The organism is Subtercola lobariae (genome assembly GCF_014640255.1).
In the GTDB taxonomy this organism is placed as follows: domain Bacteria; phylum Actinomycetota; class Actinomycetes; order Actinomycetales; family Microbacteriaceae; genus Subtercola; species Subtercola lobariae.
Window position 1 is genome coordinate 542,582 of the sequence record NZ_BMGP01000002.1, and the last position, 14,192, is coordinate 556,773.

At 66.3% G+C, this 14,192-nt stretch carries 12 protein-coding genes; 1 reads left to right on the forward strand and 11 read right to left on the reverse strand.

The features are described from left to right. Positions 1 to 27 precede the first annotated feature (27 nt). From IEX24_RS06870 to IEX24_RS06880, 3 genes are read right to left on the reverse strand one after another with little or no spacing between them, the layout of a single operon-like run. Entirely contained in the window at positions 28 to 2,016 is a 1,989-nt protein-coding gene (locus IEX24_RS06870; protein ID WP_188675648.1) for an acetolactate synthase large subunit, read from the reverse strand. Then, entirely contained in the window at positions 2,013 to 3,251 is a 1,239-nt protein-coding gene (locus IEX24_RS06875) for a dihydrolipoamide acetyltransferase family protein (protein ID WP_229715145.1), read from the reverse strand. Before IEX24_RS06875 ends, IEX24_RS06870 begins: the two co-directional genes overlap by 4 nt. Next, positions 3,248 to 5,737, reverse strand: a complete 2,490-nt coding sequence (locus IEX24_RS06880) for a thiamine pyrophosphate-binding protein (protein WP_229715146.1) — start codon at positions 5,735 to 5,737, stop codon at positions 3,248 to 3,250. Before IEX24_RS06880 ends, IEX24_RS06875 begins: the two co-directional genes overlap by 4 nt. Before the next feature lie 140 nt (positions 5,738 to 5,877). Between IEX24_RS06880 and IEX24_RS06885 the strand changes: the two genes are divergently transcribed. Next, positions 5,878 to 6,366, forward strand: coding sequence for an Lrp/AsnC family transcriptional regulator (locus IEX24_RS06885; protein ID WP_188675651.1), 489 nt, complete (start codon positions 5,878 to 5,880; stop codon positions 6,364 to 6,366). A gap of 241 nt (positions 6,367 to 6,607) precedes the next feature. On the opposite strand, the gene IEX24_RS06890 is transcribed toward IEX24_RS06885, so the two are convergent. The 8 genes from IEX24_RS06890 to IEX24_RS06925 all read right to left on the reverse strand — a co-directional run bounded on the left by IEX24_RS06890 (position 6,608) and on the right by IEX24_RS06925 (position 14,191). Next, entirely contained in the window at positions 6,608 to 7,765 is a 1,158-nt protein-coding gene (locus IEX24_RS06890) for a bifunctional 2-methylcitrate synthase/citrate synthase (protein ID WP_188675655.1), read from the reverse strand. Between the two features lie 39 nt (positions 7,766 to 7,804). Next, complete coding sequence (gene prpB / locus IEX24_RS06895; protein WP_188675658.1) at positions 7,805 to 8,710, reverse strand: methylisocitrate lyase; 906 nt, start codon at positions 8,708 to 8,710, stop codon at positions 7,805 to 7,807. Further along, positions 8,710 to 10,215 (reverse strand): MmgE/PrpD family protein, encoded by a 1,506-nt coding sequence (locus IEX24_RS06900; protein WP_188675661.1) that lies wholly within the window; start codon positions 10,213 to 10,215, stop codon positions 8,710 to 8,712. Before IEX24_RS06900 ends, prpB begins: the two co-directional genes overlap by 1 nt. Then, positions 10,212 to 11,027 (reverse strand): GntR family transcriptional regulator, encoded by an 816-nt coding sequence (locus IEX24_RS06905; RefSeq protein WP_188675665.1) that lies wholly within the window; start codon positions 11,025 to 11,027, stop codon positions 10,212 to 10,214. Before IEX24_RS06905 ends, IEX24_RS06900 begins: the two co-directional genes overlap by 4 nt. Before the next feature lie 95 nt (positions 11,028 to 11,122). Further along, a complete protein-coding gene (locus IEX24_RS06910; protein WP_188675668.1) occupies positions 11,123 to 11,800 on the reverse strand; it encodes a haloacid dehalogenase type II in 678 nt (225 codons plus the stop codon). 111 nt (positions 11,801 to 11,911) lie between these two features. Further along, positions 11,912 to 12,814 carry an alpha/beta fold hydrolase gene (locus IEX24_RS06915; RefSeq protein ID WP_188675670.1) on the reverse strand — a complete coding sequence of 301 codons (903 nt, stop codon included), beginning with the start codon at positions 12,812 to 12,814 and terminating at the stop codon, positions 11,912 to 11,914. Positions 12,815 to 12,863: 49 nt separating this feature from the next. Beyond that, the gene (locus IEX24_RS06920; RefSeq protein WP_203585874.1) at positions 12,864 to 13,346 is read right to left on the reverse strand and encodes an HIT family protein; all 483 of its coding nucleotides are present in this window, start codon (positions 13,344 to 13,346) and stop codon (positions 12,864 to 12,866) included. Continuing rightward, complete coding sequence (locus IEX24_RS06925; RefSeq protein ID WP_188675673.1) at positions 13,343 to 14,191, reverse strand: fumarylacetoacetate hydrolase family protein; 849 nt, start codon at positions 14,189 to 14,191, stop codon at positions 13,343 to 13,345. Before IEX24_RS06925 ends, IEX24_RS06920 begins: the two co-directional genes overlap by 4 nt. Between the last annotated feature and the right edge of the window lies 1 nt (position 14,192).

Below are 14,192 nucleotides of genomic sequence, written 5' to 3' on the forward strand. Positions count from 1 at the left end.
GCGCTAGCTGCGAAGGCTAGCTGAGCGTTACTCGTCGCCCCACACCGGGGCGGCAGCCGGCGCGTACTGAATCTCACTGTTACCCACACCCTGAGGAACCATGGGCCACACCATCGCCTCGGGGCTCACCACGAAGTCGATCACCACGCTGCGGTCGTTCGTGGCGAGGGCGAGTTCGATAGCGGCATCCACTTCGCCTGCCGTGCGAACCCGCAACGCGAGGGCGCCGTATGATTCGCCGAGCTTCACGAAGTCGGGCACCATTTGGCTGCCGTGGCCGGTGTCGAGGTCGGTGAACGAGTGCCGGTTGTCGTAGAACAGGGTCTGCCACTGCCGCACCATGCCCAGCGACGAGTTGTTGATGATCGCGACCTTGATGGGAATGCTGTTCACGGCGCACGTAGCGAGTTCTTGGTTCGTCATCTGAAAGCAGCCGTCGCCGTCGATGGCCCACACGGTGCGGTGGGGCTCAGCGACCTTCGCGCCCATGGCGGCGGGAACACTGTAGCCCATGGTGCCCGCGCCGCCCGAGTTGAGCCAGGCGTGCGGGCGCTCGTATCCGATGAATTGGGCAGCCCACATCTGGTGCTGTCCGACGCCCGAGGCGTACACGGCGTCGGGCCCGCTGAGCGCGCCGAGCCGTTCGATCACGTATTGAGGTGAGAGCAGGCCGTCGAGCGGCTCGTCGTAGCCGAGCGGAAACTGCTCGCGCAGCCCGTCGAGCCGCTGCCACCACGTGGCGATGCCCGGGTTTCGGGGCTGGCTGGCGGCTCGGGCCGTGGGCGTGGCGCTGGCCGCGCGGGTCGGGGCGGCTGCAGCTCCGGATGCCCATGCCGCCCACTCGGCGGCGAGCTGCGTCATGACAGCGGCGGCGTCACCCACGATCGGTACCTCGGCGTGGCGGATCTTCGAGATCTCGGCCGGGTCTACATCGGCGTGGATGACGCGGGCCAGCGGCGCGAAGTGCGCGGGATCACCGGTGACCCGTTCGTCGAAACGAGCGCCGATTGCGACGATGAGGTCGGCCTCCTGCAGCGCCAGAACGGCGGGTACGGTGCCGTGCATTCCGGGCATCCCGAGCTGATGCCTGTCAGAGTCGGGAATGACTCCGCGGGCCATCAGGGTGGTGACCGTCGGAAAGTCGGTGAGTTCGACGAGGGCCGCGAGTTCGGCCGAGGCGCCGGAACGCACGATGCCGCCGCCGGCGTAGATGACGGGGCGTTCGGCCGAACGCATGAGCGTCACGGCCGCCGCGATCTGGGCGTGGCTAACGCGCGTGTAGGCGCGGTAGCCGGGCAGCGCGGGCTCCGGCGTGAAGCGAAAAGGCGCCGACGCCTGCTGGGCGTCTTTCGCGATGTCGACCACGACGGGGCCGGGGCGCCCGGTGCTCGCCAGGTGGTAAGCGCTGGCCAGGGCATCCGGAATCTCGTCGACCGTCGTCACGAGCAGCGAGTGCTTCGTGATGGGCATGGTGATGCCCACGATGTCGGCCTCTTGAAACGCATCGGTGCCGCGCAGGCCCGAGAACACTTGGCCGGTGACGATGAGCAGCGGAACGGAGTCGAGGTACGCGTCGGCGATGGGGGTGACGAGGTTGGTGGCGCCAGGGCCGCTGGTGGCGATGGCGACGCCGACCCGCCCGGTGGATGCCGCGTACCCTTCGGCCGCGTGACCGGCGCCCTGCTCGTGACGGGTGAGAATGTGACGCAGCCCGGTGGCGCTCATCAGAGCGTCGTAGAGCGGAATCACGTTGCCGCCCGGAATGCCGAACACGTCGGTCACTCCAAGGGCTTCGAGGCTCCACACGATGGCCTGGGCGCCGGTGACGACCTGGCCCTGGCGTTCGGCGAGCAGGCGCTCGCGCGCGGTGGTGCCGTCAGCGGTGGTGGCTGAGGCGGCGGCGGCTGAGCGCCCGGTCGGGTCGCCGGGGGCAACCGGGCGCGCGCCGACCGTGCGAACCGTCGCGACGCCGCCCGAGCGACCGGCGGCGGGTGTGGCCGTCGGTTTCGGGGTCACCGGGCGGCTCCGGCTGCCGGATGCTCGGGCAGCTCGAACCCGGCGAAACCGCCCTCGATGCCCTTCTTGACCGCGCTGAGGTAGCGCGCGGCATCCGCCCCGTCGACCACGCGGTGGTCGTAGGTGAGAGCGAAGTAGCAGAACGAGCGCACCCCGATGGTCAGCTCGGGGCCGGGCAGCGGAACCACGCGCTCAGTCACGATGCCGGTGCCGAGAATCGCGGTCTGCGGGTAGTTCAGTATGGGGGTGTCGAACAGCGCACCGCGGCTGCCCGTGTTGGTGAGCGTGAAGGTTCCACCCTCGAAGTCGGCCGGGCTGATGCCACCCGAGCGCACCTTTTCGGCGGCACCCTCGATGCCGGCTGCAAGCTCGAACACGCTGAGCGAGCCGGCGGCGCGGATGACTGGAACCATCAACCCCTTCGGCGAATCCACCGCGATACCGAGGTTCACCGCTCGGTGATAGGTCACCTCGGTGCCCGATTCGCTGCTCGTGGAGTTCATGGCGGGTGAGTCGGCAAGGGCATCCACCGCCGCCTTGGCGAAGAACGGCAGGTACGAGATCTTCGCGCCCGACTCGGCGAATTTCGCCTTGAAGGCCGCGCGGATCTTCGCGATCTCGGTCACGTCGACCTCGATGAACGACGTGAGCTGTGCCGTGTGCTGCAGCGAGTACATCATGCGATCGGCGATAACGCGGCGCACCGACGAGAGCTTCTCGCGGCGGTCGCCCTCCGCGAGTGGTACCTGCGGGCCGGGAGCGGTTGCCGGTGCGGCAGCGGGCGCGGGCGGAGCGACCGGGGGTACGGGCGCTGGCGGCGGTGCGGGATCTTCCGCTACCGCCGCCGCTCCCGAGCCCAGTAAGCCCACCGAATCAGTCGCATTTACCGCATTTACCGCGTTGACCGTGCTGCCACCGCCGCCGCCGGGCGCGACACTCGCGCCCGCAATGGCGATCAGCGCCAGGTCGTCGCCCACCGCCACCACGTCGTCTTCGGCCGCGATCAGCCGCACGATCACTCCCGACACCGGCGACGGCACCTCGGTGTCGACCTTGTCGGTGGCCACCTCGAGCAGCGGCTCACCCTCTTCGACGGTGTCGCCTTCGTTCTTCAGCCAGCGGGTCAGCGTTCCCTCGGTCACACTCTCGCCGAGCGCGGGCATGCTGACGAGCGTGGTCTGCTGGGCATCCACCGCGCTATCGATACCGGCCAGGTCCGTCTCAGCCCCGCTCACGCGATCACATCGAGCGTCGCGCGAATGATGCTGTCGACGTCGATGCTGTGGTACCTATACACGTCGGTCACGTCGCCGGCCTGGCCGAAGTGGCTCACTCCGAGGTTGCGCATCGGCACCCGGTTGATGCCGCCCAAGAAAGCCAGGGTGTGCGGATGCCCGTCGAGCACGGTCACCATGGGCGCCGCCTTCGCCGCGGGCAAGATCTGGTCGAGAATCCAGGTCTCGGCGTGGTCGTCTTGGCCGTTGCGGCCCTGCAGCGCCTCGTACAGCAGCCCGGGGCTCGTGACGCAGATCACTTCGGCGCGGGTGCCCTGTGCGAGCAACCGATCGGCCGCTTCGAGCGCCTCGGGCACCATCACGCCCATTGTCACAATCGTGGCATCAGGATGCTCGGCGGCGCGCAACACGTACCCACCCGCGATCACCTGCCGACGCCGACGCTCGCGAGCCGCTGGGTCTTCGGGAATCGACGCCAGCTGCTGGTCGAGCGGCTTGGTCGAGAGACGCAGGTAGGCCGAGGTTCCGTCGGGCCGGCCGAGTCTGCCGAGGCTCGCCAGCAGCACCCACTCGGTGTCGAGCGCGAAGGCGGGCTCGTAGCTGATGCAGCCGGGCTGCTCGAGACCGATGGAGGGCGTCTTGATCGACTGGTGGGCGCCGCCTTCGGGGGCGAGCGTCACACCAGACGGGGTGCCGACCAGAATCGACTGGCCTCCGGCGTAGATGCCGTACGACCAGGGCTCGAGCGCGCGCTCGACGAAGGGGTCGTAGAGCACGCCAATCGGGAACAGCGGCTGGCTCCAGCGACTCCAGGTCGCGCCGAGCTCACCGAGCAGGCTCACCAGGTTGACCTCGGCGATGCCGAGCTCGATGTGCTGGCCGGTGGGCTTCTCACGCCAGTGCATGATCGTCTCGGCGTCGTCACTGAACCAGTCTTGACGCTCGTTCACGCTCCACACGCCGACCTTGTTCAGCCAGCCGGCGAGGTTCGTGCTCGACGAGACGTCGGGGCTCACCGTCACGACTGCAGCCGCCGCGGCCGGGGCCGCGCGGGTCAGGTCGAGCAGCGCACGACCGAGCGCGGCCTGCGTCGTGGCGGTGCCCGACGGGGTGCGGCCGAAGTCGGCCGGCACGGCCGGAGGCTCGACGATGGGATACGGCTCGCGCTCGAGGCGCGCGGCTGTTTCGGCGCAGAGGCGACCCGCTGCGCTGTCGGAGGCGAATTTCGAGAAGGGCGCATCCGGATTCTCACCGAGCTGAGCACCGAGGGTGTTGAACTGCTCGAGCGTCAGCAGCGACGAGTGGTTCTGCGGGTGACCCTCGGTGGGCAGACGGTTGCCTTTCACCGTGTACGCAATGATCACTGTGGGGCGAGTGTCGTCGATCTGCGCATACGCCTCGCGCAGCGACTCGAGGTCGTGGCCGCCGAGGTTGCGGATGGCGCGCAGCAGCGTGTCGTCGTCGATGGTCTGAATCAGAGCCGTGATGGTGGCGGCGTCATCTCCCGCGCCGGGCAGGCGGTCGCGCACCTGCTCGGCAGTGCAGCGCAGCAGGCGCTGGTACTCGGGATTCGACATGTCGACGATGCGGCGGCGCAGCGCGTCTCCCCCAGGCCGGTTCATGATGCTCTCGAGCAGGTGCCCGAACCTCACCGTGATGACCTGCCAGCCGGCGGCGTCGAACATGCGCTCGATCTTGCCGGCTGCGATGTTCGGCACGACGCGGTCGAGCGACTGCCGGTTGAGGTCGACGATCCACACGATCTCGCCGAGTTCTGAGGTACCCGAGTCGAGCACGGCCTCCCAGACGGCGCCCTCGTCGAGTTCGGCGTCGCCGACGAGCGAGTACTGGCGGCCCATGCTCGGCTTGCCGCTCACCTTGCCGGCGTAGCGGCGCGAAACCGCACCCCAGATGGGAGCCGTGGCGCCGATACCCACCGAACCCGTGGAGTAGTCGACTGGGTCGGGGTCTTTCGCCCTGCTCGGGTAGCTCTGCAGTCCGCCGAACTCGCGCAGCGTGGTCAGGTACTTTTCATCGAGGCTGCCCAGCAGGTAGTTGATGCCGTGCAGAATCGGCGACGCGTGCGGCTTCACCGAAACGCGGTCTTCGGCGCGCAGCTGGCCGAACCAGAGCGAGGTCATGATGGTGGCGATCGAGGCGCTCGAGGCCTGGTGGCCGCCCACCTTGATGCCCGAGGCGTTCACGCGCACCCGGTTGGCGTGATGGATGATCGCGGTCGACAACCAGAGCACCCGCTGCTCCACCTCGGCGAGCACCTGCAAGCTCGGGTCTGAGTACTGCGGAGCGAAGGCCGCCGACGGGTCTTGCCCGAATGCGTCGACACCGCTGTTGCCGCCGGCAGCGCCGCCGCCCGTGCCCTGCGCAGCCCCGACACCGACGGTAGAGATCGCACCGGTCGTGGGCTGATCGGCCGTCACTGGCTGATCACTCGTGTCGTGCTGCTCGGCGAGCGTGATCTGGTTCATCGATTACATCCTCGTATACATGCGCGTGCGCAATTCGTTCTCCAATTCGATCATCGGAGCGTAGCCTGCGCAAGTGATGCATGAGAAGATGATCATTATGGTCATCCGGTACCCCTACCGGCCGCCGAGGAGTAAACATTATGAACACCCGACACCAGGCCGATCAGGTCGACGCCGCGTTGCTGCTCGCGCTCACTGCTGCTCCGGATGCCACGACCGTCGCTCTGGCCGATAAAACCGGCCTGGCGCGCAATACCGTGCGTGCCCGCCAGACCCGCTACGAAGAAGAAAAGTCACTGCGTTCGTTCGACCGCCGAATCGACCCCGCCTTTCTCGGCTACCCCCTGACGGCCTTCGTCGTGACGACCGTGAAGCAGCGCAAACTCGCCGCCGTGGGCGTAGCTCTGAGCCAGATTCCCGAGGTTCTCGAGGTGCAGGGACTCTCAGGCGTAGCCGACCTGCTCATTCAGGTAGCCGCGCGCGACGCAGACGACCTCTACCGCATCGCCGGCGCCATCCTGAACATCGACGGCGTCAAGCGCACCAACACGGGCCTCGTGATGCGCGACCTCGTGTCGTACCGCATCACGCCGCTGGTCGAGCGCGTGGCGACCCCCACCCCGCGCTGACTCTGCGAGGCAGGCGCGAGGCGATGGCGAACGCCTTAACGGGAGAACGGTCGGAGCTCAGCCGACATGTCCCCGTATTGCGGGGATACGTGCTCTGCTCCGACCGTTCTACCGCCGACAAGCGAGGCCGCCGACGCGGCGGCTGGCGCGGCGCGAGAATTCCGCGCTGCGCGGTAGTCGCACCAGCCGTGCGCGCTGCGCAGTAGTCGCGCTCGCCCGGGCGCGCCGGGCGAGCGGCGGGTTAGGCGCGCTCGGCGAGCGCGGCCGGGTGCCGCTCGTCGACGCCGTTGTAGACGCTCAAGGGGCGAATGAGGGCGTTCGAGGCGAGCTGCTCCATGATGTGCGCGGTCCACCCCGTGATGCGCGACGCCACGAAGAGCGGCGTGAACAGCTCGGTGTCGTAGCCGATCAGGTGGTAAGCCGGGCCCGACGGGTAGTCGAGGTTCGGCTGAATCGCCTTACGCGACTGCATGGCGTCGTCGAGAGCGACGTACAGGTCGAGCAGCTCTTGTGCGTCATATTCCTCGATCAGGGTGTCGAGCGCCTTCTTCATGGTGGGCACGCGCGAGTCGCCGTTCTTGTATACGCGGTGACCGAAGCCCATGATCTTGCGCTTCTCGGCGAGAGCCTGCTCGAGCCACGCCTCGGCCTTGTCGGCGGTACCGATCTCGTCGAAGATATGCATGACAGCCTCGTTGGCGCCACCGTGCAGCGGGCCCTTCAGGGCGCCGATGCCGGCCACGACCGCCGAGTACAGGTCAGACAGCGTGCTCGTGACGACGCGGGTGGTGAACGTCGACGCGTTGAACGAGTGCTCTGCGTAGAGGATCATCGACACGTCGAACGCGTCGACCACCACGTCAGAGGGCACTTCGCCGAACGTCATGTACAAGAAGTTCGCCGAGTAGCCGAGGTCTTCGCGCGGCTCCACGACGTCTTGTCCGCGGCGACGACGCTGGTCGTACGACACGATGGCCGGCAGCTTGGCGAGCAACGTGATCGACTTCGCCAGGTTCGACGAGGTAGACGAGTCGGCCGTGGTGGGGTCGAGGGCGCCGATGACGCTGACGGCCGTTCGAACCACGTCCATCGGATGCGCGGTGAGGGGCAGATCGTCGATGACGCGCTTGACCGGGGCATCCAGAGTTCTCTGCGAACGCTCGGCGGCCGTGAACTCCGCCAGCTGAGCCGCATCGGGCAGCTCGCTGTGCCAGAGCAGGTACGCGACCTCTTCGAACGAACAGGTGGCGGCCAGCTCTTGAACCGGGTAGCCCCGGTACAGCAGCGAGTTGGTCTCAGGGTTGACCTTCGAAACGGCCGTGTAGTCGACGACCACGCCGGCCAGGCCCTTGTAGATCTTGACTTCTTCAACAGGTGCAGCAGTAGTTTCAGTGCTCATTTTTCACTCCCTCGTGAGGTGTCTTTCAGTATGCGCGGGTCAGCGCGCGATGGGTACGTCGAAGTTGAACACCGACGTGTCGAAGGCGTTGTACGCCGAGTAGTCGAGCAGTTCGTACAGGCGCTTACGAGTCTGCATGTTCGCCACCTCGTTCACCAGCGAACCTTCGCGCACGATCGTGTCGAGCCCGCGCTCGGCGGCGCCCATGGCGAGGCGCAGCAGTGAGACCGGGTAGATCACGATGTTGATGCCCACATCGGCGAGCTGCTGGTTGCTGAACAGCTCGCTCTGACCGAACTCGGTCATGTTCGCGAGAATCGGCACATCCACGGCCTTGCGCACGGCTTCGAACTCGGCGAGGTCACGCATGGCCTCGGGGAAGATCGCGTCGGCGCCCGCATCGACGAGCGCCTTCGCGCGGTCGATTGCCGCGTCGAGCCCGTCGATGGCGCGAATGTCGGTACGGGCCATGATCAGCAGGTTGGGGTCGCGACGCGCATCCGCAGCCGCCCGAATACGCTGAGTCGCGGTGCCGGTGTCGACCACCTGCTTGCCATCGAGGTGGCCACAGCGCTTGGGGTTGACCTGGTCTTCGATGTGGAGACCCGCAACACCGGCGTCTTCGAGGGTCTGGATGGTGCGAGCCACGTTCATCGGCTCACCGAATCCGGTGTCGGCATCGACGAGCGCCGGCAGGTTGGTCATGCGTGCGATCTGCTGCGAACGGTTCGCCACCTCGGTGAGCGTGGTGAGGCCGATGTCGGGCAACCCGAGGTCGGCAGCGATGACCGCACCTGAAATGTAGAGGCCCTCGAAGCCCTTGTCTTCGATGAGCTTGGCGCTCAGCGGATTGAAGGCGCCCGGGAAGCGCAGCAGTTCGCCGGTGGCGAGCGCGGCCCGAAGGTTCGCGCGCTTTTCGGCGGGAGTGACAGACGAGTACAGCATTAGAACAGACCCTTCGGGTTGGCGGCGAGGTTGATGAGCCCAGGCTTCGCGGTGACGGTCAGACCGTACAGTTCGGCCGCATCGAGCTGGGGCAGCCGCTGCACCAGCTCGAGAAAACGGGTGATTTCGGCCGGCTCGAGAACGCCCTCAGCGAGCGTCTTGAACTTGCCGATGTACTGCTCGCGGGCGAACGGCCGTGCGCCGAGTGGATGCGCGTCAGCGACGGCGATCTCGTCGACGATGCGGGTTCCGTCGGTCAGCGTGATCTCCACGCGGCCGCCGAACGCCTTCTCGGCGGGGTCGTTGGAGTGGTACCGGCGAGTCCACTCGGCGTCTTCTTCGGTGGTGATCTTGTGCCAGAGCTTCACCGTGTCGGGGCGACCTGCACGCTCGGGCGAGTACGAACGCTCGTGGTGCCATTCGCCGTCTTGCAGCGCAACAGTGAAGATGAACGGAACCGAGTGGTCGAGCGTTTCGCGGCTCGCGGTGGGGTCGTACTTCTGCGGGTCGTTCGCGCCCGAGCCGATGACGTAGTGCGTGTGGTGGCTCGTGTAGATGACGATCTTCTCTACGCTGTCGGCGGTGACCTCAGGATGCTCGTTGTGCAGCTTGCGGGCCAGGTCGATCCATGCCTGAGCCTGGTACTCGGCCGAGTGCTCTTTCGTGTAGGAGTCGAGAATGGCGCGCTTGGCCTCACCGGCTTCAGGAAGAGGTACTTCGTACCGAGCATCCGGGCCGTCGAGCAGCCACGCGATGACGCCGTCTTCGCCTTCGTAGATGGGGGTGGGGCTGGTCTGGCCGCGCATGGCACGGTCGACGGCCTCGACGGCCATCTTGCCGGCGAAGGCGGGGGCGTGCGCCTTCCAGGTGGAGATCTCGCCCTTACGCGACTGGCGGGTGGCCGTGGTGGTGTGCAGCGCCTGGCCGACGGCCTGGAAGATGGTTTCGACGTCGAGGCCGAGCAGGGTGCCGATGCCGGCGGCCGCTGACGGGCCGAGGTGCGCCACGTGGTCGATCTTGTGCGCGTGCAGGCTGATGGCCTTCACCAGGTCGACCTGAATCTCGTAGCCGGTCGCGATTCCGCGCACCAGGTCGGTTCCGGTGCGGCCGGCCTGCTGTGCGACAGCCAGGATGGGCGGAATGTTGTCACCCGGGTGCGAGTACTCTGCGGCCAAGAACGTGTCGTGGTAGTCGAGCTCACGAACGGCAACGCCGTTCGCCCAGGCAGCCCACTCGGGGCTGTACCGGCCGTCGACACCGAAAACCGTCGAGCCGGGTGCATGCGGGTGGTCGAGCGCCTGAGCGCGGGCCGCGACAGCGGGGCCGCGGGTGAGTGATGCGGTGGCAACGGCAGCGTTGTCGATGATGCGGTTGATCACCATCTCGCTCACCTCGTCGGTGACGGCTACGGGGTCGGCAGCGACCTCGGCGATCTTGTAAGCCAGCTGGTCTTCGCGGGCGAGGTTCTCTTCACTCTTGTAGACACGTACTTCGTGGAGCTTCATCGGGCAGGCACATCTTTCTGTTCAGCGGATTCGGTGATGGATTGAGCAGTAGCGGGTTCGGCAGTAGCGGGTTCGGCAGTAGCGGGTTCGGCAGCAGCGGGCTGGGCAGCAGCGGGCTGGGCAGCGGCAGGTTCGTCGACGCTCGACTGCGCAGCAGGCGTCAACGTGGTCTCTGACCGAAGCGACCCGAGCGTCGACTGCAGGCTGCGGTACAGATGCACTCGGGTGGCGTCGGCTGCCAGCCGCACGTCGCCGTCGACGATGGCGTCGACGATCAGCAGATGTTCGCGCGCGGCTTCGAGCAGGCGAGCGGGGTTGTCGTGCGAGAGCCGGCGCATGCGCGCCAGATGTATGCGCACGCCATTCAGAGCACCGACGAGAAACGGGTTCTGGACGGCGGCGTCGACAGCGTCATCGAACCGCGCAACGAGGTCGTAGTAGGCCTGCTTCGACGGGTCTGCAGTCGCCAGCAGGGCTGGCACCTCGCGCAGTTCGTCTTGCAGGGCGCGAAACACAGCAACGTCACGGCGGCTCGCGGCGAGCGCGGCGGCCTGCTGTTCGAGCGCCTGGCGCAGTTCGAAGAGTTCGGTCACGTTCTCGACGGAGACGGCTGTGACCACCAGCCCGCGACCGCCCTGCGGTTCGGCGAGGCCGTCGGCCACGAGGCGTGCGAGAGCCTCGCGAACCGGGGTGCGCGAGATGCCGAGGCGACTCGAAAGTTCTACCTCGGCGAGCACCGTTCCGGGCTCGAGATGCCAGCTCAGAATCTCGGAGCGTAACCGGGCATACGCGCTGTCACTAGCGCGTGCCACGGTGCACCGATTCAATCTGTGTATACATTGATTGAACTATAACCCTCGCGGGTGACACATTCAAGTGCCATAGCAACTCTATGTATACACAGGCACTACTTCAGGTCAGTCGCCAGAATCTGGTCGGCGACCGCCGTGAGGTCTGCGCCCACAATGTCGGGCTGCGAGCCGATGGGGCTCAGCACTGCGCCGGGCCGAGCGACGAACGCCGCCTGAAGCGAAGCGGCGAGCGCCCCCGAAACGTCCCACGAGTGAGCTGCGACAAGCCGCACCTCGTCGGGCGAAACGCCATAGCGCTCGGCAACCGCGAGGTAGGGGGCAGCGGCCGGCTTGAGTGCTCGCACCGAGTCGGCAGAGATCACGGCATCGAAGTGCTGCCGGATGCCCGCGAAGGTCAATTGCGCCTCGCCCACCTCTTCGAGCGAATTCACCAACGCAACAACCGTGAGCGGGCTAGCCGCGAGACGTTCGAGCGCCTCGGGCACTTCGGGGTGCGACGGCAGCTCGGTCATCCGGTCGACCATCGTCGCCGCCTGTTCGTCAGAGAGCGTCACGCCGATGCGAGCAGCGACCATTTTGAGAGCCGCTCGCTGAGCCGTACGAAAGTCGACGTATTCGCCCGTGAGACCACCGACGAACGAGAGCTGCAGCATCTGCGCGAACCACAGCGGGCGGTATTTCGCGTCACCGAGCAGCGCGACGAAGTGCTCGTCGAGGGCTTTCAGGTCGAGCAGGGTCTCGTTGACGTCGAACGCGATGACTTTGACACTCATGGGATTCTCTTTCAGTCGGTTGTGCAATCGGGTGTTCGCAAAAAACGTCGAGCGGTGGTGACGCAGACGTGCCCGCCGCAGAACGCCTCTGCGGCGGGCACGGTTCTTCGATCAGGCCGAGACGAGCACGCTGCAGCGCAGCGCGAACGCCAGCTCTTCGAGCTGGAACGCGGTGCCGAGGCGGTGAAAGTCGATGCAGTGACCGGTCTGCTTGAACAGCTTCGCGTCGACCACGGGCGACGATGTGAAGATCTCACCGAACTGCTTGACCTGGTCTTCGTCGGTGATCCAGAGGGCATCGAACTCGGCCTGGCGGCTCATCACGGGCACCGTGATCTTGGCGGCGAGTTCGCGCAGGCCCGCGATCCAGGTCGTGGTGATGTCGATCAGCTCGGCACGCGGCACCGGAGCGTTCGAGGGGTAGCTAGCGGCCGGCATGGCGTCGTCGACAGAATCTGCCGGGCCGAACATGACCTGGTCTTTCATGGGCGTGGGCAGGTCGATGAACGGAATGTCGGGCAGCGCCTCCCATGCCGCTGCCGACTCCTTCGGCACGTCGAGCAAGCAGCCCGAGACGGCTAGGCCCAGCAGCGGCCACGACGGCTGGCGTGCGGCAATGGCGGTGGCGATCGCCCCGCCGATGGAGTGGCCGATCAGCACGATGCCGGTGGTGCCGGCGCCGTACTTCTGCCACAGCTCACCGATGGCTCCGTCGAGCACCTCGGCGTTCTTCAGAATCGTGGAGTCTTCGGGCGCGAGCGCCGTGCTGCCGGCATAACCGGGCCGGTCGAGGGCGATGATGGGAATGCCCGCGTCGCCAGCGAGCGTGAGCAGCGAGTGCCCGGGAATGTCGAAGTACTCAGACGTGTAGGTACCGCCGTGCAGGGCGATGATGAGTGGCACGTCTGCTGGATGCTCGGCGGGCAGAATTGCGCGGCCAGTCAGGTTCAGGCCGCTGAACTCGCCTTCTGACGCGATGGTGTGGCTGATGGGTTCTGACTTCGTTGCGGTCATGATTTACTCCTCATTGAGTGGTTATCCGGGTATTACGGGTGACACAGCACTAATGCCGGGCGACAGCTTCGCGGTACGCGGCCCGCACCTTGGGCACCAGTTTCAGGGCCTCGGCACGGTCGAGTCGCTCGGCCTTCAGGTTGACGATGTTGCCGCCCCGACGCTCGGGCGCAACATCTTCTCCGCGCGCCGTGACGAGCACATGAAAGTGCGCGTACGACTCGCCGAAGTTCATGGTGTAGACCGCGAGCGCTCCGGTGGCCTCGGCCACGGCGCCCGTGATGTCTTTCAGGTGCTGGCCGAGCGAGTCGAGTTCGGCCTGGGTGAGGTCTTGCCAGCCGAGAGCATGCCGACGCACGCGCAGAAAGTACCAACCCGGTACTTCGTAGCCGGTCGGAGCCTCGCACGACCAGAGCTCGTCACGAAACACAATGGCCTCTTCGTCGACATTCTCGAGTTTGCAGATCAGGCAATCCGCAGCATCGACGACGGTGTTGGCCGGAAATCGGCGGGTGGCCGTGGTGTCGGTCATCGGGCTGCGACGATCGTGCGCAGGGTGCCGATGCCCTCGATGGTCGTTTCGAGCACATCACCGGGCGAGAGGTGTTCTTTCGGCGTTCTGCCCCAGCCGATACCCGCAGCAGTGCCAGTGTAGATAACGTCGCCTGCTTTCAGGTCGACGCGCTTGGAGAGAAACGACACCAGCGTCGGCACATCGAAAATAAGGTGTTCGACGTTCGACGACTGCTTCGTGACACCGTTCTGAGTGAACGAGATGTCGAGCTTCAGCGCCGATGTGTCGAACTCGTCGATCGACACCAGCCACGGCCCGATGGGCCCGAAGCCGGGCCCCGATTTGCCGAGGCCCATTTGCGGGTTCGCTCCGCCTTCGAACTGAATGACCCGATCGCTGAAGTCTTGACCCACGGTGAGCGCCGCGACCACAGACCAGGCGTCTTCGACTGACACGTCGAAACAGTCGACGCCGATCACCACAACGAGCTCCGCCTCCCAGTCGACCGATTCTGACGCAATGCGCAGCACGGCGTCGGGGCCGACGATGCAACTCGAGAACTTCGGAAACACCATCGGGGCGGCCGGCAGGTCGAGGCCCGACTCCTCGGCGTGGTCAAGATAGTTCAAGCCGATACCGAACCCTTGCACAGGCAGCGGCGTCGGCCTTTGCAGCGCATCAGCGTCGAGTTCAGGATGCCCGGCAGCACTCACACCGCTCTCCGCGAAGGCCAAGAGCGCGCCCCACTGAGCCCACAACGTTTCGGGGTCTGACGAGAGCGCGCCATCGCTTGCCCGTTCCACGTCGACCACGTGATTGTCGATGATCAAGCTGATTCGGGAATTGACGACGGCGACCTTCATT